27 protein-coding genes and 4 pseudogenes are annotated in these 22779 nt (G+C 36.3%); 4 read left to right on the forward strand and 27 right to left on the reverse strand.

Annotated elements, in window-relative coordinates; all coding sequences use genetic code 11:
* Positions 1-113: 113 nt before the first annotated feature.
* The 5 genes from ACSU6B_RS18025 to ACSU6B_RS18045 form a co-directional block, all read right to left on the reverse strand.
* Positions 114-551 carry an SDR family NAD(P)-dependent oxidoreductase gene (locus ACSU6B_RS18025; RefSeq protein WP_410887329.1) on the reverse strand — a complete coding sequence of 146 codons (438 nt, stop codon included), beginning with the start codon at positions 549-551 and terminating at the stop codon, positions 114-116.
* Entirely contained in the window at positions 512-832 is a 321-nt protein-coding gene (locus ACSU6B_RS18030; protein WP_410887331.1) for an SDR family NAD(P)-dependent oxidoreductase, read from the reverse strand. The genes ACSU6B_RS18025 and ACSU6B_RS18030 overlap by 40 nt, the downstream gene beginning before the upstream one ends.
* A 169-nt stretch (positions 833-1001) precedes the next feature.
* Positions 1002-1604, reverse strand: coding sequence for a TetR/AcrR family transcriptional regulator (locus tag ACSU6B_RS18035; protein ID WP_410887333.1), 603 nt, complete (start codon positions 1602-1604; stop codon positions 1002-1004).
* Between the two features lie 736 nt (positions 1605-2340).
* Positions 2341-2550 carry an oxidoreductase gene (locus tag ACSU6B_RS18040; protein ID WP_410887413.1) on the reverse strand — a complete coding sequence of 70 codons (210 nt, stop codon included), beginning with the start codon at positions 2548-2550 and terminating at the stop codon, positions 2341-2343.
* A gap of 375 nt (positions 2551-2925) precedes the next feature.
* The gene (locus tag ACSU6B_RS18045; protein WP_410887335.1) at positions 2926-3504 is read right to left on the reverse strand and encodes a TetR/AcrR family transcriptional regulator; all 579 of its coding nucleotides are present in this window, start codon (positions 3502-3504) and stop codon (positions 2926-2928) included.
* A gap of 236 nt (positions 3505-3740) precedes the next feature.
* Here ACSU6B_RS18045 and ACSU6B_RS18050 point away from each other — a divergent pair, with 236 nt between their 5' ends.
* Together ACSU6B_RS18050 and ACSU6B_RS18055 are read left to right on the forward strand one after the other, a co-directional pair.
* On the forward strand, positions 3741-3929 hold the full coding sequence (locus ACSU6B_RS18050) for a hypothetical protein (RefSeq protein WP_215006231.1): 189 nt from the start codon (positions 3741-3743) through the stop codon (positions 3927-3929).
* A gap of 176 nt (positions 3930-4105) precedes the next feature.
* Positions 4106-5333, forward strand: a pseudogene (locus tag ACSU6B_RS18055) (IS3 family transposase).
* A gap of 291 nt (positions 5334-5624) precedes the next feature.
* Here the strand turns inward: ACSU6B_RS18055 and ACSU6B_RS18060 are convergent.
* The 5 genes and pseudogenes from ACSU6B_RS18060 to ACSU6B_RS18080 form a co-directional block, all read right to left on the reverse strand.
* Positions 5625-5910 (reverse strand): annotated as a pseudogene (locus ACSU6B_RS18060) (IS3 family transposase); the annotation flags it as partial.
* Between the two features lie 248 nt (positions 5911-6158).
* Positions 6159-6677, reverse strand: a complete 519-nt coding sequence (locus ACSU6B_RS18065; RefSeq protein WP_410887337.1) for a YfiT family bacillithiol transferase — start codon at positions 6675-6677, stop codon at positions 6159-6161.
* A 228-nt stretch (positions 6678-6905) separates the two neighbouring features.
* Complete coding sequence (locus ACSU6B_RS18070) at positions 6906-7226, reverse strand: hypothetical protein (RefSeq protein WP_410887339.1); 321 nt, start codon at positions 7224-7226, stop codon at positions 6906-6908.
* Entirely contained in the window at positions 7227-7553 is a 327-nt protein-coding gene (locus ACSU6B_RS18075; protein ID WP_410887341.1) for a hypothetical protein, read from the reverse strand.
* Positions 7554-7966: 413 nt separating this feature from the next.
* Entirely contained in the window at positions 7967-8206 is a 240-nt protein-coding gene (locus ACSU6B_RS18080) for a hypothetical protein (protein WP_410887343.1), read from the reverse strand.
* Positions 8207-8733: 527 nt separating this feature from the next.
* Between ACSU6B_RS18080 and ACSU6B_RS18085 the strand changes: the two genes are divergently transcribed.
* On the forward strand, positions 8734-9015 hold the full coding sequence (locus ACSU6B_RS18085) for a hydrolase (RefSeq protein WP_215007412.1): 282 nt from the start codon (positions 8734-8736) through the stop codon (positions 9013-9015).
* Between the two features lie 188 nt (positions 9016-9203).
* Here ACSU6B_RS18085 and ACSU6B_RS18090 read toward each other — a convergent pair whose 3' ends face one another.
* The 13 genes and pseudogenes from ACSU6B_RS18090 to ACSU6B_RS18150 all read right to left on the reverse strand — a co-directional run bounded on the left by ACSU6B_RS18090 (position 9204) and on the right by ACSU6B_RS18150 (position 18984).
* The gene (locus ACSU6B_RS18090) at positions 9204-9386 is read right to left on the reverse strand and encodes a hypothetical protein (protein WP_215007432.1); all 183 of its coding nucleotides are present in this window, start codon (positions 9384-9386) and stop codon (positions 9204-9206) included.
* Positions 9387-9722: 336 nt separating this feature from the next.
* Complete coding sequence (locus ACSU6B_RS18095; protein ID WP_410887346.1) at positions 9723-9941, reverse strand: PaaI family thioesterase; 219 nt, start codon at positions 9939-9941, stop codon at positions 9723-9725.
* A 72-nt stretch (positions 9942-10013) separates the two neighbouring features.
* Positions 10014-10187, reverse strand: a pseudogene (locus tag ACSU6B_RS18100) (branched-chain amino acid transporter permease); the annotation flags it as partial.
* 158 nt (positions 10188-10345) lie between these two features.
* Complete coding sequence (locus ACSU6B_RS18105; RefSeq protein WP_410887348.1) at positions 10346-10489, reverse strand: hypothetical protein; 144 nt, start codon at positions 10487-10489, stop codon at positions 10346-10348.
* A 347-nt stretch (positions 10490-10836) separates the two neighbouring features.
* Positions 10837-11670 carry an SPL family radical SAM protein gene (locus tag ACSU6B_RS18110; RefSeq protein WP_410887350.1) on the reverse strand — a complete coding sequence of 278 codons (834 nt, stop codon included), beginning with the start codon at positions 11668-11670 and terminating at the stop codon, positions 10837-10839.
* Positions 11671-11726: 56 nt separating this feature from the next.
* Positions 11727-12329: pseudogene (locus tag ACSU6B_RS18115) on the reverse strand (macro domain-containing protein).
* Between the two features lie 287 nt (positions 12330-12616).
* A complete protein-coding gene (locus ACSU6B_RS18120) occupies positions 12617-12772 on the reverse strand; it encodes a hypothetical protein (protein WP_410887352.1) in 156 nt (51 codons plus the stop codon).
* Between the two features lie 130 nt (positions 12773-12902).
* Complete coding sequence (locus tag ACSU6B_RS18125) at positions 12903-13373, reverse strand: hypothetical protein (RefSeq protein WP_410887354.1); 471 nt, start codon at positions 13371-13373, stop codon at positions 12903-12905.
* 531 nt (positions 13374-13904) lie between these two features.
* Positions 13905-15008, reverse strand: a complete 1104-nt coding sequence (locus tag ACSU6B_RS18130; RefSeq protein WP_410887356.1) for a Ger(x)C family spore germination protein — start codon at positions 15006-15008, stop codon at positions 13905-13907.
* Positions 15005-16105 carry a GerAB/ArcD/ProY family transporter gene (locus ACSU6B_RS18135; protein ID WP_410887358.1) on the reverse strand — a complete coding sequence of 367 codons (1101 nt, stop codon included), beginning with the start codon at positions 16103-16105 and terminating at the stop codon, positions 15005-15007. The genes ACSU6B_RS18130 and ACSU6B_RS18135 overlap by 4 nt, the downstream gene beginning before the upstream one ends.
* A gap of 4 nt (positions 16106-16109) precedes the next feature.
* Entirely contained in the window at positions 16110-17657 is a 1548-nt protein-coding gene (locus ACSU6B_RS18140; protein ID WP_410887360.1) for a spore germination protein, read from the reverse strand.
* Positions 17658-17762: 105 nt separating this feature from the next.
* Positions 17763-18137: a hypothetical protein gene (locus ACSU6B_RS18145; RefSeq protein ID WP_410887362.1), complete on the reverse strand. Its 375-nt coding sequence runs from the start codon at positions 18135-18137 to the stop codon at positions 17763-17765.
* A gap of 475 nt (positions 18138-18612) precedes the next feature.
* Positions 18613-18984 (reverse strand): winged helix-turn-helix transcriptional regulator, encoded by a 372-nt coding sequence (locus tag ACSU6B_RS18150; protein ID WP_410887364.1) that lies wholly within the window; start codon positions 18982-18984, stop codon positions 18613-18615.
* 231 nt (positions 18985-19215) lie between these two features.
* Here ACSU6B_RS18150 and ACSU6B_RS18155 point away from each other — a divergent pair, with 231 nt between their 5' ends.
* A complete protein-coding gene (locus ACSU6B_RS18155) occupies positions 19216-19938 on the forward strand; it encodes an NADPH-dependent F420 reductase (protein WP_410887366.1) in 723 nt (240 codons plus the stop codon).
* 335 nt (positions 19939-20273) lie between these two features.
* Here the strand turns inward: ACSU6B_RS18155 and ACSU6B_RS18160 are convergent, their stop codons facing one another.
* From ACSU6B_RS18160 to ACSU6B_RS18175, 4 genes are all read right to left on the reverse strand, one after another.
* Positions 20274-21095: a squalene/phytoene synthase family protein gene (locus tag ACSU6B_RS18160; RefSeq protein ID WP_410887368.1), complete on the reverse strand. Its 822-nt coding sequence runs from the start codon at positions 21093-21095 to the stop codon at positions 20274-20276.
* A gap of 320 nt (positions 21096-21415) precedes the next feature.
* The gene (locus tag ACSU6B_RS18165) at positions 21416-21640 is read right to left on the reverse strand and encodes a helix-turn-helix domain-containing protein (RefSeq protein ID WP_410887370.1); all 225 of its coding nucleotides are present in this window, start codon (positions 21638-21640) and stop codon (positions 21416-21418) included.
* Positions 21641-21650: 10 nt separating this feature from the next.
* Positions 21651-22130 (reverse strand): DUF2975 domain-containing protein, encoded by a 480-nt coding sequence (locus ACSU6B_RS18170; protein ID WP_410887372.1) that lies wholly within the window; start codon positions 22128-22130, stop codon positions 21651-21653.
* 319 nt (positions 22131-22449) lie between these two features.
* Entirely contained in the window at positions 22450-22599 is a 150-nt protein-coding gene (locus ACSU6B_RS18175; RefSeq protein WP_214997700.1) for a hypothetical protein, read from the reverse strand.
* Positions 22600-22779: the final 180 nt, after the last annotated feature.

The following is a 22779-nucleotide window of genomic DNA, read 5'->3' on the forward strand; positions in this document are numbered from 1 at the left end:
TGCCGTACAGACAGACATAAGAATACATAAAATAAAATTCGAAAGTTCGATTATTGGTTCCTAACCTTCGGTAGCTGCTTTGTATCCAAATATCCTGTGTGTAAGTATCGATTCTATATGTTATTACTTCTTTTAATACCTAATTGCGGGTAGAGGGAAGAAACTCCTCCGGAAAGGCCCTGTTGTAAATTCCGAGTTAGATCATCAGCAACAATCTCGTAGAGATCAGCTTCGATTCCATCTATTGCGATTCTTGCGATGTCCTTTGGATCTGACTTAGGTGCTTGGATGTTGGCTGTCATGTCCGTGTCCATGTACGCTACGTGTAGTCCGGCAACCCTAACGTTATTAGGGGCCAAATTTAAGCGTAATGCATTCGTCATTCCCCATGCAGCGGATTTCGCAGCCGAGTACGCACCTGACTCACCTATACTGGCCCAAGATAACGCGGATAGGATATTCAGTATCGAGCCCCCTCCATTTTTTTCAATAATTGGAGCGAAAGCGCGAATCATAGATATTGTGCCGAAAACATGAGTGTCGAATTCCAACTGTATATCGTCCAGCTTACCTGTAAGGAGAGAAGCACCCGTTGAGGAACCGCATTGTTGATCAGAAGGGTCACATCCCCAGCCGCTTCCGCCGCAGCAGTTACGGATTGGGGATTTGTAATATCGAGCTGCAGCGGAATAGCGCCCGGTAGATCGATTGATGCCGGGTTCCTCGCTCCGGCATATACTTTGGCTCCCCTCGCTAGAAGTTCAAGAGCTAGATGCTTGCCTAAACCTCTATTTGAACCACTGACAAGAGCAACTTGTTTAGAAATATCCATTTTTCACTACTCATTTTTTGAATGATCGTTCTTAAACTGTGAAAAAAAATCTAAACTACTTATGTGTTATACAAACTAAGAGCCAGAACGATAAAGAATGATCGTTCTTAAATAATTAGATACAGTCTTTACAGCACAGATATACTTTAGTTCATTTAAGAACGACCAGTCAACTATTATTTTTCTTATGCATTATCACGGACATAGCTACCTTACATACGTCCTCTAACACTTTGCGATCAGTTGCAGTTTTGGCCAGTACAAATAGACCATGCCTTGTATTTACTAAAAATCGAGCTAGTTCGCGTACGCTTAAATTGTTTTTGATGACACCTGCTTGCTGAGCGCGCTGGAGAAAATTAAAAAAATGTGTCTCCATTTCGATTGTATAAGCTTCAATGCGTGAAGAGATAATAAGGTTAAAAGAACCAAGTTCCATTGCGGTATTCGCAATAAAACAGCCCCTTCGTTGCTTTTCATTACTCATAGCGATATCAATCAACTCGGTAAAAAATCGATCCAATATTTCTTTTGGTTCTCCGGACTCCTCCAAAATAAGGAAGACCTGATCCTTATACAGGTTGTGGAATCGATCCAAACACATTAGAAATAATTGATTTTTATCCCCAAACGTATCGTAAAGACTGCCTCGGTGAACCCCCGTATGCTCCACCAAATCTTGAATAGATGTTCTTTCAAACCCTTTGCTCCAGAACAGATCCAGAGCTTTATCGAGTACGGCCTTTTGATCAAACTCTCTTGGTCTCGCCATATCTACTCTCCCCCCTCATTTTAACGCAATTGCTTTGTTCCCTTTGCTTACGATACAGTTTAACAAAAAATTTATGGAAAGAGCAATTAATCTAAATCAGTCAACTACGGCATAATAGATAGATGGTTGTATTTCACCCCTTGGATGGGAGCATATCAATTTCTTAGGCGAATACAAATTCAATAGCTTTAGTACAATATTTCACAATCTTGCATTCTTGGATAAAAACTATTCTTCCACGTACTTAAATTTTAGATTAGAAGGTTATAATAACTTTGCCTTGTGAGTGTCCAGTAGAAACTTTTATTAATGCTTTGTTAATGTCATTAAAATTATAAACGTCTGCAAATTAACGTAATTCAAGCGTCAAGCACTGATTTTCAGGATGAGCCCAAAACGGCACAAACTTTTATAATATTAATTACTAAGACAGCTGTTTCCCACGATGTCTAATTCTTAACCCTATAAGCTATATTTACCCCTATTGAGTTTTTAATTCTTTCATAGTAGGATAATCCGTTTAACCCACGCTTCCGTTACCACCAAAGAATGTTATACGGTCTGCTTCATTGAAAGGAACCCTTTTTTGAGACGTTCTACTAAATCCGGATTAGCTAATGACCATACACCGACTGGTACCATATCAGCAACGCCATTATCAATATCTACACTACTATCTACTAGAGCTCGACCAGCTCGATTGACTAATAATGGATTTGACCAAATTGAACGAATTTCATGGAGCCAATTCTTTTACAAGATGGAGATAAACTTCAGGACCTTGTTCACCTTCTTCATTCCCACCAAGAGGTGTCCCTGGTGAAATACGAAAGCCTGTTCTTTCTGCTCCAATTTCTTCAACGATTGTTTTCGTTATTTCGATAGCAAAGCGAGCACGATTCTCTATTGATCCACCGTATTTATCCGTTCGTTTATTAGAATTTATGTGCTCCTTTTATTTTTTAATTTTGGTACAACAAAATGTCTTCCTCCTCAAAACTACGCAAGTAATGATTTCCTTAAGGGGAAGTTTCGGACATAGGCAAGTCTCGCAATATGGGAATGGTCATTCTAAAAAGCACAAAAGAATGATCCCTTCATGGAGAGAGCTTTAAGTAAGGAAGGACTCACATACGAGAACGACCATTCTAAAAAACACAAAAGAATGATCCCTTCATGGAGAGAGCTTAAGCAAGGAAAGACTCACATACGAGAACGATCATTCTAAAAAATACATAAGCAATGATATTTTCTTAGGAGTAAGCTTTACTACAGCTCAGACTTACTCATATAGGAACTATAATTCTAAGAAAAAAAATGATTATTTATCTAAAAGTTTTATGGATAAATTGGCTATACGGTGTAGTTTTTCTTTGGGAATTGAGGTTCTTGTCATTACCCTTAACCCAACACATACAGTATGAAGATGTTCCGCCAGTTCGCCGGCATCGTAATCTGAGGTAAATTCTCCCTCCTCCTGCCCCCACAGAATAATATCCTTGAGTAGCTGCTCTGATAGTTTGAACGATTCAGTGGACTTTGAATCCACATCGGCATCGCGCATTGCCAATTCCACCGCCGAATTCACCATTAAACAGCCTGATGGTGAGTTCTCTTCACCATATATCATGAAACTAAAAATAAACTGAAGAGCCTCCACTGCAGTCTTGGAGCGTTTTACTTCTCCCGTAAGCTCAGCACTGACTTTATCGTGAAATCGATCCATAGCTTTCAAAAAAAGCGTATGTTTGTCGCCAAACGTGTCATACAAACTTCTGCGATGGATTCCCATATGCTCTACCAGATCGGTCAAGGATGTCTTCTCATAACCTTGTTCCCAAAAGAGCTTCATCGCCTTGTCTAATACTACGTTCTCTTCGAATTCTTTACTTCTTGCCATTCTAAGTTCCTCCTCTATCGTCAATATAACATTTTGAGAACGATCGGTAAATAAAATAAGCTCATAATACTTATTCCAAATATTATCAAATGTAGTAAAACTTATTCAGGTTCCAAACTTTCCAAATGGTGTCCTGTCAATTTTAATGACAGATGTGGTCTTGAAAAAAATCCAAGGTCATTTTTGGGGAATATTTTACGTAAACATTATATATAGACGTTAAAAGGGGGAGCTTTATGGCGAATAGAACATTAAAGCTATCTAACGTAAGTATTTACCAACATAGAGCGGGGAATATAATTGTTACACTAGATAACAAAATTATTGGCGGTGTAAGTAGTGATCCGAATAGTGTACGGTACAACGAAAAGTTATTTAATACATTTAAGGCGTTATTAGTTGCAGAAGGTAAATGGCTCGCATAAATTAACCGGCTTGCAAAATTGTAAAGTGTTCCGTTTTGAGGTGCTTTTCTGAAATTTAAAGCCGAAATGACAAAAGTTTAGACATAGCAATAGATATATTAAAACCTAAAAACTCGCCGCATATGAACTGCACCCGAATTGTTGGACACTATCTAACAATTAGGGGTGCATTTTTTATGGCTAAATTTAGTGCGAAGGATAAATTAGCGGCTGTCCAGCGCTACTTACAAGGTAATGATAGTTATCGTACGATTGGGGCTTCCATTGGGGCAGCATCTTCTTTAGTAATAACTTGGGTGAAGCAGTACGAAGAAAATGGTGTAGAAGCGTTTGTAAAATCCTATACAAGTTACTCAACACAGTTTAAACTAGACGTACTAAAATATATGAATGATTACGGGACGTCGCCGAATGAAACAGCTGCTATTTTTAAGATAGCTGATCCTTCTTTAATTCGAAAATGGAGAAGGCAATTCGAAAAACATGGAATTGATGCCCTCGAATCAAAGAAAAAGGGGCGTCCAAAAAACAAGGAAACATTACAAAAAAAGACAAAGCTCAAGTAGTGTTCGAACTAAGGATTGACTTTCCTTTAACAGCGTTACTAGGACTAGCTGAAATTCCACGGAGTACCTACTATTTCTTGGTAAAAACATTCAATCGTCCAGATAAAGATGCCGAATTTAAAACATTGATTCAGGCTATTTATCATGAACATAAAGGACGTTACGGATACCGTCGTATTAAGGCTGAATTAAAGAATCAAGGACATAAGGTGAATCACAAAAAAGTCCAGCGATTTATGCAAGAGTTAGGCTTAAAAAGCATCGTCCGTATGAAAAAATACCGCTCGTATAAGGGGGAAGTTGGTAAAACCGCACCGAATATTTTGGATCGTAATTTCGAAGCAGAAAATCCAAATGAGAAGTGGGTTACCGATATTACAGAGTTTAAATTATTTGGAGAGAAACTCTATCTATCTCCTATATTAGATTTATTTAACGGTGAAATCATAACCTTTACGATTGATTCAAGACCAAGATATTCACTTGTTAAAAACATGCTGGACCAGGCAGTTGAACGACTAACTGATAAGGGCAAGTTGCTTATTCACTCGGATCAAGGGTGGCATTACAGAATGCCCCAGTACCAACATGCACTAAAACAACTTAACATCACGCAGAGTATGTCGCGTAAAGGAAACTGTTACGATAACGCAGTAATGGAGAACTTGTTTGGTATCTTAAAATCAGAATTTTTATATACACAAGAGTTTGAAGGTGTTGAACAATTTAAACAAGAATTAGCATTTACATCGATTATTACAATAAAAAACGAATTAAGACAAAATTAAAAGGTTTGAGTCCGGTGCAATACCGTACTCAAACCCTAGTAGCTGCTTAATTAAATTACCTGTCTAACTTTTCGGGGTCACTTCAATATTGGTGAGTTTTCTTTATAAGGCCGATGAAGACCAAATCCCTTGGGTAAAACAGAGAAATAGGTCTTCATAAAGGCGATGAAGACCAAATCCCTTGGAAAAAACAGAGAATGTGGTCTTCATAAGGGTGATGAAGATCAAATCCCTTCGGAAAAACAGAGAAAGTGGTCTTCATAAAGGCGATGAAGACTAAATCACTTGGGCAAAACAGAGAATGTGGTCTTCATAAAGACGATTGGATTGTCAACACTAAACTAGACAATTTCATTAAGGTGCTCAAGTTTATAATCAATCGCTTATATAGCCAAGTGTTCCATGAATTGGTATGTGATTAAACCAATGGACATAGTCGTGTAATTCTCTTGTCAAATCTTCTAAACTATTAAAATGTTGAACTTTCACAAACTCTGTTTTAATGATTTTGAAAGTTGCCCCAGCTACGGCATTGTCATATGGGCAGCCCTTCATGCTTAATAATCGCTGTATTTTAAACGTCTCTAATGCATCGTCAATCAGTTTGTTTTTTAACTCATTTCCACGATATATTCTTCTAGATTTTCACTGTATTGTTCTTTGGTTGTACCATTAACCCCGGTTGCCTTCTTATTAGGAAGTTCGAAATGACATTGAACAAGAAACTGATGCAGAAATATAATATAGAAGAACAATAAGGGGTCTTTCAAACGAGATTTCACTTTACCTTTCGTAAAAAAAGACCTGCGTTGTATATTAAGCAGACCTTGAACTCTAGCACCCGTTACTTTAAGTGTAATCGTTCACAAAGACCCTTACCAGCTCTTACGACTACACAAAGAAGTAATATGTGCAAGATGATGTCTACCGTGCCAAGCGTAGATTCCTATATTTTTACCTACTGAAACTTCCCCTGAATCTGGGTGTATAAATGTCTTTTTCATATCCGCAGGGCTTAGACTACGTAAAAGGTTTGTCCAGCGTTTGTGCAATGCTTCGAGCAGTGATAGTGAAATATCAATTGGCAATTTATAATCAGAAAGTTCCGCCCATTTCGTTTCGTCATATGGCTTAATTACAGGTTTTTCTTCCGTTAGAGCCAATTTAAAGCGAACGTAGGCATTCATATGGCTATCCGCAAGGTGATGTATTACTTGTCTAAGAGTCCACCCTCCTGAACGATATGGTGTATCAAGCTGTTCATTATCTAAGTCTTTTACAGCATCTCGTAATAAACTTGGTAATTCTTCAATCTCATTTATCCAGTCCTTTGTAACACTTTTAGTAATATCACCATCAAATTGAAATTTTCCAATTGGATATTTCATATCCATCTACTACTCCTCCTATAAAATCCCTTGAAATTTTTTTGGTTAACTAAATGAAATGTATAAAATATAATTCTATATCATTTCTTAAAATCCTTTACAGCTATATATGTTCTTTATACAGATAGGTAAGGGTTTGAAGTTATCGCTTTCTTTTCCCCCCGTCCACACCAGTACGTGCGGCTTTCAGCGCATCATTTCGCACAACTATTGCTCCGTTAGTTGAACAATAGGTCATTGAGGCATTTTAAATTCAAATCGACCTTTGAAGATTTTTAATTGGTTTTTGACATCTTCTAATTCCACATAGGATGTATGTGCGTACTGAATAATTTGCTCATCGTTCATCTTAGCATTAATAAGATTGCGAATTATCCTGTATCTTTCGTTAACCGCACCTGTTGCTTTTCCAAATTTATAGCCGTCATCCCAAGCTTTGTCATAGCACTTTACACAGTGTAAACATTCTTCACGACCTTCCTTGACGAAACCGCTTTGAAATAAGAGGGCAAGTACAGATAAAGAAATTACCATTATTTTTTTGTAAGAATACATTTAATTGCTCCTTTGATATGCAATATGGGGCAATGCAGCATAACATCTTCTACCCATTACTATCTTTGAAATTTCAATGGTAATTTCTTTTTTATCTGTATCTTGGCTAGCATAGAGCATTCTAACTAAAGTTGAGTTATACCCTTCTTCCTTAAGCTCCTTTTCCACTAAAAAAATGAATTTAGCCTTTTGTTTGTAAGTTTTAAGTGAATCTAATTTATCATTTTGAGTGGAAATGCTAGCTTTAGCTTTTGGAGTATGTTCAAAAACAACTAGTCCACCTAACAAAACGAGACAGCTTACCATAGCCCATAAAATTTTTCTCACTTGAATTCCACTCCTTGTACTTTTGGTGTCTGGTATAAGTTTATGCATATCCAATACTATCCATTTTTGTTACTTATCAAAATTGATTGTTCAACTAAACTGCCCTTTAATTGAACTAAAAAAAGGATGCCGTAGCACCCCCTATTCTTTCTTTAACATAAGCACCCGATAGTTTAAGTGCTATTGTTCACAATCTCTTTTACACTTAATATAACTCCTTATATAGGGTTAACTCTTGAATATAAATTTTTTTAGCAACAATCCTAATGTAATACCAAAAATGATGGCACAGAAAATATGAGAATAATAATCATTGATGGGTCTAATATCGATATACTTACCTTCTATTAATGTTGTGAATAATAGTTCACATACTAACCAGGCAAATAAACTGCCTACGGCCGTTTTTATAACTAAATGGCATGAACCAAACTTTTAAAGTAAAGTAAGACTGCAAAAACACTACTAACTAAAAAATCTACAATTAATCCTATGGTAAATACAGGTCTGTTAAATGTAATAATAAGACTTGCTAATTCATAAATACCAAACTTTCCAAAGCCAAAATGTGCAAATATCCTCGAAACAATCTCTCCTGGTATTGTTGAAAGTACACCTAATATACCTATTCTTAACATCCTATCTTGGATCATATCATCATTCCTTAATCTTAATGTGGACAAATATAGTATTTAATTTATATATAATTTTATACTTAATAAAGGTCGACACCTTTATATTTGAAATAAGGCACCTCATTACAGGATATTAATAATTGCAAAAATGGACTTATTTCTTACTAAAGCCCCTATAGTTTAGTGAAATGATGTACTATCATTTCTGGAGCGACCTTTTTTTCACTCTTACATCATCGATGCAAAAGGATACACTTCAGTGAGGATAAATCCCTAAGAAAAAACCTGGAAAAAAGAAAGAGAAATATTTTACCACATATCTACCCAATACTTGACTTTGAAGTTCCCAAAATAAGCGTGAATTCTTAAAATAAGCCTTAATCCTTCTTTGATTAACGCTACCCGTTAGTTGAACAAGAAGTACACAATATATTCGAAATACGCAGTACAATAATTTATTTTTATATAGTTCCATCCTTGTCCATTACTTTACGATTCTTACTCACATACAATGTACCATCTTCTTATAAAGGTGGTGATACATATTGAATTCTGAAAAAAATGAATGTAAAGATTGTAAAAGTAAGCGTAAACGAAAAAAATCAAATCGTTGCAGAGGATGCGCATGTGACCAGCTTAGAAAATTACAAACACTTACAGAAGTAGATGTTTTCCTATCTGGAGGAACCGTTCTTGAAGATGTAATTTTCGTAAGCTTTGACCCAAATAATTGCTGTGCTTTCTTTAATGATAACGAGACAGAACCAGGATCAGTTCTTATCGTTGATTGTCAAAAAATCCAAGCTATTAGAATCGAAGCTGATTAACAATATTGAGAGGGATTCTAAGATGTTTTAGAACCCTCTCTTTTTATTTCCTTATGTCACAGTTTGTGTCAAATACGACGTTAATGAACAATTCCTTCCTCAACTAACCTGCTCCGTTAGTGGAACAAGAAAAAATGGCTGCCGCAGTAACCTCTTGTTTAACCCAAGCATGTGTTAGCAGTAAACCCCTATTCAGCAAAAATATTTTTCTTCCTATTGTTTTCTGCAAACTGATTAAAACGCTTATCATATCCAAAACTTCTTTTAACCAAAAAGTCTTCAAGTATTTCTGGATGGCTTATCGATAAATAATCTTGGAGTTGATTAATAAAATCGTCTAAAGCCTCAATAAATTCATTTGTATTAACCACAAAACTAAACCTTTCAGGAATCTGTCTTGTACCGTCATACCATAATCCTTCATATTTAAGGTGGAAAAATATATGGATTCCCTCTTCATCTCTATAAAATACAAATTCAGTTTGATATCATCGTGGGTCATAATAATAATTTCGTGAAGTTTAATTTGTTTTAATCCAAAATTTATATCAATAACGATACTAAATAAAGGAAAATTAGCATGTTCATGGGGATGAGTAAACGCACTGCTTTCCCATCCACTATGAACGATATACTTTGCCATTTCACTGTCTTTTGTCACCCGGTTTAGCTGCTTCGATAAACTGGATGGTAGTGGAGATTCCTACCTAGGTTTTTCCATATGCATTACAGGCTACCGAAAAGGCATGGTCTGCTAAAGCATAAATAACTGCTCCGTGAACCGTTCTATAGGCATTTACCATATGGTTTTGCACTTCAAGCATTGCTTCTGCAAAACCTGCCTCAAATTTGGTTAACTGAATGCCTAAAGACTGAGCATACATCGTTTTTAACTTGCTTATAAATTTGTTCGTAGTGTTTTTCATAAATTTGATACTCATCAATTTTCTTCTTCACAGATACCCACCCCTTTGATTTATTGAATGATTTCAATTTGATTAAAAAAACATTTGAACCATAATCATGTAGACAATCGTTCCCCCAGCTATCGAAAGGAGCATATTTTTCTTCCAAAAATGAAGAAGTGCCACTACCGCTACTCCAATAAATTCAGGAAAACCATGACTTCCGAAAAGTAAACTTACATCCTTAAAACAATAAATGACTAAAACTTTTTTTGATAAAAATCTTTTTACTTGAATAACAAAAATAAATCCTTCATTTTTAAGTTTTTAAAAAAATTGGATTCATAATTTCGAAATTGATCAGAGAAGGAGTTGTAGCCCTCCTAGTCACTTCTTTTACTGTGGCAGATGCCCCCCAACTTCTTCTACACCTCTTTACCGACTTCCCGTGCAGTCTCATTAGCAGTTTCTTGGATTGCTTCATCCTGTTCTGCATTCGTATTCTCAATAACTGTTTCTTTACTTGTAATCTGTTTTGTTTCTTGTGTATGGTTCCTGTTCTTTGCCATATTGAAACATCTCCTTCATTAAATTAAATAAGCACTCACAAGTGGAGTATTGAAATTAATCCATACACCTGGCTTGCCTTCATAAGTAGTGCTTTTCAAAAGAATTAACTTTTCCATTTTCAGCCCACTTTAAGGCACACCCAATAGCAAGATTTGAACAGGTGTAGTTTTTCCTTGAGTATCGTTTCTAATCCACAAGCATAGATAATTAAAAAAGAGCTGTGCAAGATTGAATTAATATTCAATCGGACACAACTCCTTTTATAATAAATTTACAAGCTTCAAATTGAAGTGTGTTTAAAAGTTCCGGCTAATCATTGAGAAAAAACCTAAACTTATATTTCTATTTATCTTAGGAAAGCATCATTTTTAGAAACCCGTATGATTTGACTAGGAAAAGATTTATTAAAATATTTTTCCACCTTTACATGTAGATTTTTTTCATACCACTGAGTTAATCCATGTTGCTCAAATAAATTTGGCATTCCTAATCTCTCTGAACGTTTGCCCATTGCACCATCTCCAATGGATAGTGTATCAATCCAAATATGGTCCACGATTCCATCCAATGCTTTTGGAAAATCAGGGGTAAATGGTAAAACTGGTGATATAGAAGCTTGAGTAGATATTCCTGCAGCATGAACTTGTTTTAAGGCATTTAACCTTAATTTAATACCAGGTGCATATGGAGCAAATATTTGCTTAATATCTTCCCTGTCTGTCTCAACGGTCATGGATAGAAGAACTTTACATTTTTCTTTCAAATTTACTAACAAATCAATATCCCTAGTGACAAGTGGGCTTCGTGTTTGGATTTGAAGAAAGTCAGGAGGATTTTCAATCATTTCTTCTAATATCCCTTTTGTAATTTCTGCTTTACGTTCAATGGGTTGATAGGGATCTGTTGCAGAAGACATAAAAATGTTAACAGGATTCATTTTCTTGCGAAGTTTTATGATTTCTTTTCGGTAATTTTCTGCTGCATTTGTTTTTATGTCCAACCATTCACCCCATGAAATATCTTTAAATCTTTGAATGGGCATTTCCCTTACGTAGCAGTAGAGGCAGGAAAACGCACAACCACTGTAAGGATTCAATGAATGTGTAAAACCAACATCTAAATAACCTTTGGCTTCAGTAAGAATCTTCTTTGAAAGTATTTCTTTTGTTTCAATTCTCATTGGAACTCACCTCTTTGTTAAGTCTATCGTAAATTTAGAAAATTAGGGGTAAGTTCCTATTTCCTCGGTTCAAAGACATTGATGTATTCCTTGTAATCTCCTTCACTAAACACATTAAATATGATTTTTTCAAAATGATTGGAATGTGTATTTAACCAATCATTAACTGTCTTTACTGCGATTTTAGCTGTCTCTGGCTTTGGAAATCCAAACACTCCAGTTGAAATCGCGCAAAAAGCGATTGTTTATTACACCTATTTAAAATTGGCAAGTTCCAAACAGGACTGGAAACAGGACGCTAATTCTGCCTTTTGTTTTTCCGTTAGTTCTGTTCCTTTTGGAACAAAGGGTCCAACTGTATGCAAAACAAATTTTGCGGGAAGATTATAGCCACTTGTAATTTTTGCCCCTCCAGTCATCTCCAATTCCTTTTGAATGGACATAATTGTTTCGCAATCTTCTCTTAGTTGTGGACCTGCGGCGGAATGGATAGCATTATCTATACAGGCATGTAAAGGCTGAAAACAACCTAACATGTATTTATTAGCAGCATTGACAATGGCATCTGCATTTAATTGCGTAATGTCACCTTTCCATAAGATAAATTTATCCGATTGGTTAAAGGGGTTATCGGGGACTAAAGTTGAAATTGTTTTCAGGCAATATCAACACCTATAATTAATGGTTGAGAAGTAATTTGAGCAATCTATTTATTTTGGTTTTAATTCATTTGAATAGCCTCCTGGTATATGTGTTTGTTGTCCTTTTTGCCTCCAAGCTTTGGACACTCATATCATTCCAAGGGGCTTTTTTATGTTTAAACCTCATATTTCTTCATTACAGGAATGCTGTCCGTTAGTGGAACAAGAAAAAGAGCTGCCGCAGCAACCCTTTTTTACACTAAAGAACCCGTTACTTTAAGTACATATCTTCACAATGTTGAAGTTCAAACCTTTTTTCGGTGAAAGAACCTCCAGTGTTCACCTTGTTCATCGTCTTCTGAACTATCAGGAAATGCTTCTAATTTATAACCATCTGATAAAAAGACCTTTAATCCACCAACCTCATCTATACTCCACAATAACATTTCTTTGGGGTTCACCCATTTTTCTTACCCCCTATAAAAATTAAGTTTTCAATTTAATAAGGCAATTCTTGATGTCATTTGCCTAGATAGATTACTTATCCTTAATTTCACAAAAAGATGTAGTAACATACTATAAAGTATTTCTTTAAACCGCGTTTTGATTTTTATTAATCGATTTTTCCACTATATACTGATATCCATAAATAATAATTGCTAAAGACACACAAATAAAATACCATATAGTATGATTCAACTTTTTAAATTTAAATACTCCTGCTTTTTCCCATATTTGCGCAAAAGGATAAGCACAAATGGCATCTATTACTATATTTGTCATTAAATATTTAAGAAAACTGCCGTATGTTAGTTTAAATACCCATAGTGTGACTACAAAAAAAGGACCTAATATATATGTAAAATCAACAAAACCGGGAGATAAAGGATTTTTATTTACCCACCATTTTTTCTTATTAGCAATTACACTTAACACACTTATGAATAAATTTACAAAACTTGCTACAGGTAAAAACCTAAAAAATGATTTTTTCCCCATGAAAGGAACAGTTAGCCAAGGAACGATTAACATCGCTAAAGCGAATGTCTTTTTATTATCCATATAAATCAACTTCCTTCTGATATGTTTTTTATAACATTCCTCTAACTAAATCTTATTATTATTTTTTCTTGTTAAACTATCGCATCCGTTAGTCCAATAAGAAAAAGCCGCCCATAAAAGCAGCTCCGAATTTTAACTCTATGAACCGTGAGTCGAACAAGCAATAACTATCGTGATTCAATCAAGGTAATTTTTTGTTTTTCTTTTCCTGCTGTCTAGGTAAATTAAAACACCTAATCGGTAAAATTGGTGATGTTAAATTTGTTCTTTAACAAAAAAGAGCATTTCTCCATCTTAAAGAATTTCACCCGTTAGCCATCTCTGCAGCACAAAATCAGTGCTGCACCACAGAGAATAAAAATGGTTAGGAAGTGTCAATTCTGTTACTGACCTTAATCCAGTCAACCCTAATCCATAGACTTATTAAATCGCTCTCCTCTTTTTTTATCGATTGAGCAGGATCTTTTTAAGTTTTGTCATTTTTCTTCTCTTGAAGAAACTTATTTCATGGTAGAACATCATTGGCCCGTGTTACTTAATCGTTCCCATCCCGGCAATGGTTACACGTACATTGACGTTTACATCAGCCTTCGAAAAGGCTTTCCCCCATTGATTTTGGACTTTTTTCCACTCTGGATACGTATAGGCTCTGGCATAAATCCCAAATCCAAACGGGTCAATGGTGGCGGTTTGCGTTTTCTTTATTAAGCGCTCGAAATCTGCTTGCAGTTCCGTTTCTATACTCTTTTGTAGTTTCGCTGTGTCCTTCCTTACATTGAATGGAAAAAGCCGTTCTGTAATGGCAATTCTCATTTTTACGTCTGTGTCAAAAATAAAATGACCGTTATACCTTACCTTTGTTTTTACCTTGACGTTCGGCGTACTAAAGCTGATCCAATGTTTATCCCGTCCATTCGATTCCAAAGGGACTGAAATGGTAAATGGGAAATCACCTTGTGTTTTATCCTGCAGGATGCGTAATAATTTGTTTTCATGCGGTTTTATGCTTAACTTATATCTGCTCTGTTCATCCAGCAGAGCCGTGCCGGTCAACATGATTTTGTGGTCTTTTTTCATTTCGGTGATGCTTGCTGTCATCCCTTTTTCCGTTGTTTGCTCATGAAATTCTTGAATGGTGGTTTTTATAGTGACATTTCTTCTGTAGGCCGTATCCACTAAATTTGCCAAATACAAAGGAAGACGCGGCTTATCTTTTGGTCTAAAAAAAATGACGTCTGAAACAGGCCCATCTACGGCGACAACTCTTGTGGTTACCGTATTTTTGGGGTCCCGGTAGTAAGGATCGATATAATCAATCCAATTTTTTCGTTTGAGCAGCTTTTTCCCAATTAGGATTAATTGCGTTTTGCTTCCTGATGTCAAAGCCATTACCGTCGTATCAAACAGTTCCCTGGAATCTCGAACCGTAACAGCTTTCACCTCGACCTTCTCCTCTTTTACCTTTGCTTCTTTATTAAACACCGGACTGGACATGTACACCACTAAATGATCCTCCTCATCCAAATCTAAACCTAGAATAAGTGTCAGAGTGACATCTTCAACATTCATTTGGTCCGCGCATCCGGTCATCATCATAGCCACAAGTGATAGGCAGAGTAGTATCTTCCTTTTCATTGGCTTACCCTCCGACGGAACTTTTCATATATCCAGCTATAGATCCATAAAAAGGGAGGAGCTACGAATGCCAATTGCAGCCCTCCTTTGGCAACCCATTGCTGCCACTTTTCCGATTCAATCCAAGTAGGATCACGCCAATAGACCAATCCAATAATGATTAATAATAAAATAATGACGTGCTGGCTGTGATCCTGTTTTCCAAGCAATTGACTAGAACAAAAGGCAGCAAGGAATACGCAAGGCATCCAGGCTGTTGAAACAACAATCAGATATACAGCCAATAAAACCATGTCAAAACGCTCCAAAAAGCGAAACTCAATTAGTTTAAGTAAATTCAATACGGGCTGATTAAATTCGATAATCCCATCGGGGCTAAAATAGACATAGCAGACAATCGTTACAAATACATAAAACAACATCGTTAAGGTGTTCGCAATCGTGATTCCGAGAACCGCATGTTGCTTTTTTTGTAAAAAGGGGTACAAGAAGAACGCGACTTCAAATCCCAAAAAGGAAAAAACAGTGGTCGGCACAGCGGATATTACTGGTTCCCACCCTTCTTTAAGCACCGGAAGAAGGTGGAGCCAATTTCCATCCCTTAGCGGTACCAAGAAAAACAGAGGAATCCACATCACCATGTAAAAAGACAGCTCGGAGTATCTGCCTAAAACGCGAACCCCGTTACGGACTACCAATAAGGTGGGAATCGAAAATAACAGTAAAATGATGTAATTTGAGGTTTTAGGCAGATACCATGCTTTGATATATAGACTGCCATTCACAAGAACGGCCCAAGCGTAGAAAGCAAAGTACATCATGTAAACGATGACGGCGGCTTTTCCCACTATTTTTCCGAATAGACGTATAAGAATTTCGAAAAGCGTGTCATCAGGGTATCTTTCCCCCGTTTTAACTAAAAAAATGCTGGCAGCCACGGAGGAGACCCAGCCAATTAGTATAGCGATCCAACCGTCGGTACCTGCTTTTTCCGCAAGTATACGCGGGAGGGACAGGACCCCAGTTCCCACCTGTGTTCCATTAATCAAAAATATATACTGCATGAGAGTGATTTCATTATAGGTATATTTTTTCATCGTTTCACCTTTTCGTACGATTTCGCCCTTGTCGAATGGTTGGAATCGCTCCTGTGCCTTTAGGGCGGCTTTTCATTGCCCATAAAGGGAAGCGTAGAAACGCATCTTTCATATCGGCAAATCGGAAAGGAGCCAGAGGAGTTCCATAAGGCGTGCCTAGTGATTCAAGACTAGTCAGATGGCCGACTACGGTCATCCATCCGATTACAATCCCTACAATTCCAAACATGGCAGCGGATAACATCATAGGAAATCTTAACAGTCTGATGGACGAACTCATATCATAATTAGGGATGTTATAAGAAGCAATGGCTGTAACGGCAACGACGATGATCATAATGTTGCTGACAATTCCCACTTGCACAGCTGCCTGGCCAATGATAATACCGCCCACAATGCCAATAGTCTGACCGATTGGAGTCGGCAGCCTTAATGCCGCTTCCCTCATCAATTCCAGGATCATTTCCATAATCACAGCTTCCATCCAGGGTGAGAACGGAACTTGAATCCTTGATTCTGCAACCGTAAGCAAAAGTTCCATCGGGATGACCTCAAAATTAAAGGAAATAAAGGCGACGTAAATGGCGGGCAAAAATAAGGCAATCATAAAGGCTAAAAAACGCAAGACTCGGATAAATGAAGAAACTAACCAACGGGTACCGTAATCATCCACAGCCTGAAAAAAGGACATAAAGTTTGCCGGAGCAATCAATACGTTCGGAGAATGATCCATAATAATCACAAATCTTCCCTGAAGAATATGAGATACAGCTGTATCAGGTCTTTCCGTCAACATCATTTGCGGAAAAGGCGAATAGGGATTATCTTCAATGAACTCGATAAGTTCGCCGGTATTAATGATCGCGTCTACTGTAATATTTTGAATCCGCGTTTCCAGTTCTCTTAGTACATCTTTAGAAGCCACATCTCTCAAATATAAAAGGGAAACCTTTGTTTTCCCTCGAATACCGACGTTCATCTCTTTTAAGATTAATTCCTGATGGGGAATATACCTGCGGATTAGGGCAATATTTTGACTCCCTGTTTCCACAAATCCTTGACTAGCACCTTTTAGAGACATTTCATTTTGAGGATTATTAAGCTGTCTTTGCGGCCACCCTTTTGTATCTAATTGATACCCGGTGATTTGCCCGTTTAACAATAAAACGCTATCTCCTCCTAGAATCGCATTTTCGATCTGCCCCCACGTATAGACCATTTCGATTTCTCCTATTGTGACTGGCAGTTCCTTATTAGGATCGAAGGAACTATGCATCAATGGCTTTAGAACATAATTATGGATTGCATCTTTATTCGTCAAACCGGACAAGTACGCCAAAGCGGCCTCCGTTTTACTCGCGGCGATGGGAAAGCGACGAATCACTAAATCCGGTGCTTGAGAAAATAGCAGTTGGAGAATCTCTGTATTTTGGGATAAATCAGAGTCCAGGACATCATCTTTCATGTTTTTTTTCTGAAGATTAGAATTATTTTTTGTTTGATGGAACTGAGAAGAGCGCTTTCCTCTTAAAAACTTAAGAAAATAAAACATCAACTCCGTCCCTTTCTGCATTTGCTATAAATTATGTTTTTAGTATGCATTGTATAAGGAAAAATATTCTAATCCTTCCCCTGATTCATCAAAATAGAGTGGGGTTTACTCTTTCTGTGTTATAAACCATCCTTCCGGTTTTTTTTCTATATGAAAAACATCTTCATCGAATTTTTTTCTCAGTTCTTTATATTCCTCATTTTCAATTTTAACCTGTGCTACTCTGATTTGCTTTAGTGTAATTTCTCGTTTCTGGATTTCAAAAATCAGATCTTTAATAATAAAAAAAGTCCTTTGACGTTTCATTCTCTCCACTTCCTTCCTTTTATTTTTCTTACGTTTAGAATTAGTCCAAAATGAATAAAACCCATAATTACATAGCTTACCGATATTCTCTACTTCAACAGGTACGATGTCGCCTGACTTCATTGGACAACTACCAGAAACTGAACCAGTAGCCAAAACATCACTCGGCTCCAAAGTTTCAGAGCGTTACCCCATCATTTGATTCTTCGATATAACCCTTCAGTTCCGAAAGGAACTGCCTGACCTTTACCTGAAGATTGTGACCAATCTCAATTTAAATCAGGAACATTTCGCACAAGTAAACTGCTTCGTTATTTAAAGAAGGAATAAAAAAGAGCGACTTCTCAGTCACTCTTTATTAACTATTTTTTGATCTTGGTTTATTCTGTTTGTAAATATAATCGATCCTGTTCATTGTCCTATATCCTAAAATACCAAGGATTACTGAATATATCGTTGTTAAAATTAAGCCAAGTATAGCAATCCAAAATAACGATGTTAACTTCTCTTTTTTGTTAAGCACACTAATAACCTCCACCAATTAATCGTTATTATCTTGCACTTATTTAGGGAGATTATTCCAAGATCAACAATTGGTATGTTTACTTGGAAATGCTAAATAAAGTACCTGGCTAAGATCTTGTGATAATTAAGTCTTTCTTCCATCAGGTTTCTCCCCGAATTTTTTGCCGAAATTCTCCATCATATCAAGTATTGGGATAAATTCACGCCCTTTAGTTGTTAATGAATATTCAACACGTGGAGGTACCTCAGGAAAAACCTCTCGTTTAATTAATCCATCTGTTTCTAATTCTCTCAACTGTTTTGTAAGAGAACCTTGTGAAATGTCCCATAAAAAAGCTTTAATTTCGCTATAACGACGTTCTTTTGTTTTTAAAAACCAAAGAATAAGATACTTCCAGCGTCCTGAAAGCATATTTTGGGTATACGCAATACCATAAACGTCTCTTTGCTCCTTAATAAACTCTTTTTCAAATCCATCCTTGCATATTCTAGCCATACTTACATCCCTTTTCTACCATAAAGTACAAAAAAGTGTACTATATCATTTTTTATTGCCTACTTCAAAAGTAAGAGTAATGAGTTCATTATATTATTTATAACCAAAACACTCAATTACCTTAATGCTTGCAAAAAAGGAATGTAGACAATTTCGTGTTGAGGCAATTGGAAAATTCCATAGCTGATATTAAATCATAATCGAACAAAATTATATTTAGGAGGAACAATTATGAAATTTGGAATTATAGGTGCAGGAACGATAGGGTCAATTATTTCTAAAAAATTAGTTACGAATGGACATGATGTCAAAATTGCAGATGCTCGAGGAATTGATCGTTTAGAAGGAAAAAAGATTGTTGGAACACCTGTGAGTGTAGAAGATGTAATAAAAAATATTGATGTTCTTATAATATCTCTCCCTTTTCATGTGATTCCAAGCATTCGCAACATTGTAGATAAAGCTGGAGATGAAGTAATCGTTGTAGACACTTCAAATTATTACCCTTTTAGAGACAATAAAATTGAAGAAATTGAGAACGGGATGGTTGAAAGTGTTTGGGTTTCAAATCAATTAGGTAGACCTATTATTAAAGCTTTCAACAATCAATTAGATTATACTTTAGAAAATAAAGGAACCCCCGAAGTTCCTAGTGGACGCATTGCCATGGCGATTGCTGGTAATAACCTATCACAAAAACAAATAATCATGGACGTAATAAACGAGCTAGGCTTCGACGCAGTAGATAGTGGTTCTTTAAGTGATTCATGGAGACAACAGCCAGGAACTCCTGCATACTGCACAGAACTAACAAAAGAGGAACTAACGGAAGCATTAAAAAAGGCAAATAAAGAAAAAGCCCCATTCCTACGGGATAAGGCAATGGAGAAGTTTTCAGCTAGATTTTCACATAAAGATATTGTGAATCTAAACAGAGAAACCTATCATTCATAATTTAGGAAACTCATATTGATCATTGCTCTGGTATTTAATTATAAATTGAATTGAAGACATTGGAAATTTGAAACTAAAATAGTGATCAAAATAACTTTGATCACTATTTTAGCATATTTTAAATCTCTCTGTTCATCCATCTTGGATGTAACACTTTTGATATATAATGATGTTGTTAACAATTTTCATCGCCGTAAAAAAATTGTATTGTTGTTACACTAAACTGCTCCGTTAGCTCAATAAAAAAAGGCTGCCGCAGCAACCCTATGTTTAACTCTAGCACCCGTTAGTGCAACAAGTACACATATAAAAATTTATCTCTAAATTGTGGAATCTTATTTTCTATCTACTACTCGACTAACTATTTCAATTACGGTAGCCCTGCTCATTTTTTCCTTCCCCTCTGTTAAAGTATCAAGTGTACCATGAGCAAGAGCTATCGGGATTTTACAAAAATTAAGGATCGGACCGGGTTTAATATCCTCCAAATAAACGTCAGCCAATGCTAGGTTACGTCGGGCGTACATAAACATATCTTCTAACTCCCATCCATTAGGAAAGAAATCCACACCTCGTTCTAAATCTTCAGCACGATTGCGAAGAATATTTACAGACTGCAAGCCACGACCGAAGGCTATAGCTAGATCCTTGTCCGTTTCAACAGCATCGTACCACTTCCAAATATCTGAGAGCATGACTCCTACCAAACCTGCAACGTAGAATGTGTATTCATTCAAACCTTCTTCATCCTGAATCCGCCACTCTTTTAAAGCCCAGTCCGCCATCCCCTTCGCCATAGTAGATGTGGCATTCGAAATGCTCGCTACAATTGTTGGTGGACAAAGCTTTATCCAATCGCCAAATCGTAAGGTAACCTCCGGAAGGAGAGAGTTGTATGGGTGAAATAAAGCCATTAACTCCTTATTATTGAAGGGCTTTTTCAAGAGCAGGCTGATTGAACGTAATAGATTATGTTTGGTTTCCAATCGGAGTTGGGGGTGGTCTTCAATCTCGTCAATAGCTCTCATGCATAAGTAAGCGGATGTAACAGCTTCTTGTAATCCTGACGGTAGATGACTAATAGGAATAAAGAAGGTCCGGCTTGTCGCCATCAACATGTCTATTGCACTTCTATGTAAATTTAGTGCTTTACTCATCTTGTTTTGTCCCCTTTTTTTGTCAACATGCTAAATTTGTGTAATTTTAAATTGTATTATCCCCACTATATAAAATATTTAATAATAAATAAAATTTAAGCCCTTGTTACTCAATAAACCTGCCCGGATAGTAAGTGCCTGTATGAAATTCAAACTTATGACCGTCTGGGTCAGTAAAGTAAATAGACTTTTTATCTCTTTCGTCTCTTGGACGACCTGAACACAATAATAAACACAAAAAATGCTCAGGGCATAACTCTGAGCATTTTTCTATATTGACTTATAGAATGAAAGCTAACCGTTAATGAAAAATTTGTTGTCTATGATTCTTCAGTATCTTCGTCACTTTTATACTCCAAAATATCACCTGGCTGACAATTTAAAGCTTTACATATCGCTTCTAATGTTGAAAAACGAACCGCTTTTGCTTTCCCGTTTTTTAGAATAGAAAGGTTCGCCATAGTAATTCCAACCCTCTCAGAAAGCTCCGTTACGCTCATTTTTCGTTTTGCTAACATCACATCTATATTAATAATAATTGCCATATCCTCCACCTCAGACCGTCAAATCATTTTCTGATTTTATGTTAATCGCTTCTTGTAGAAGCCGTTGGAGGATAGCAGCAAAAACGGCGATAACCAACGAAGCAAAAATGATGATGAGTCCCATTAATCCAATAGGAGGGTCAACTTTCTTTGCTATAAAATGAAAGAGTGGCAAACCTAATACATACAAACCACTGATTGTAATCGCACAGCACTTTATGTTCTTTAACGCCTTTACAGATAATTCCGAGAACGCTGTGTTCTCGTCAATGTACCGTAAAAGATTGAAAGCCTGATAGAGAGCAAAGTAAAAAGGCACAGCCGCTCCATACATCACGATGAAAACGAGATATTTCATTGGGGCAATATTTGGATACAATTTTGCTGCGAAATTCGCCATATGGGGCACTAAAAACATGCACAATGCAAGAACTAGGATTCCTATAAAAATAACAGCTAGCTTTAAAACGAGTGTCGTAACTTGTTTCATAAAAGCACCTCACTTAATTAATTTTAAATTGATTCTAAAACAAAATTTATTGATTATCAATAAAAACTTATTGGTTTTAATTATATTATCCTTGTTATAGATATATCCTTTAATTTTTTAAAAAAATAAAAAGCATTCCTGTATGATAACGAAATGCTGTATAACCTAAGCTATTCAATTTATAACTTATTCAATTAACCTGTACCCGTTAGTTGATGTGGTGCGAATTACATTGTTAAGCCCCTTTAGTTGAATAACAAAAAGCTAGCAATATCAGCCAGCTCTTCTTGTATTACAATCCACTTGTTGAAAGAAACGCCTATTCTTCCATAAAAACTCGTGCGTAGTATTCCGTTTCTTCATCTAGTTTGTTGTCTTTTCTCAATTCCTCAATAGTTTCTTTTCGGTCATCTTCAATCACTTGAAAACTTCCTGAAACATTTGGTGTTTTCCCTTTGTTTTTATCCATACTTTCACTCCTACATTTCATCTTGTTTATATTAGGGTATTCATTTCCCTTTTCATTTTGTGTTTAATTTATAACTTTATTCAAATGCTCATTATGGTTTCTTCTTAAGCTAACCCGCTTACGTTAGTCGAATAATAAAAAGCTACCAAAATGGCAGCTGAATCTTCAACTCTTGCAACC

The sequence above is a fragment of the Neobacillus sp. C211 genome (assembly GCF_051842875.1).
Lineage (GTDB): Bacteria > Bacillota > Bacilli > Bacillales > Cytobacillaceae > Neobacillus.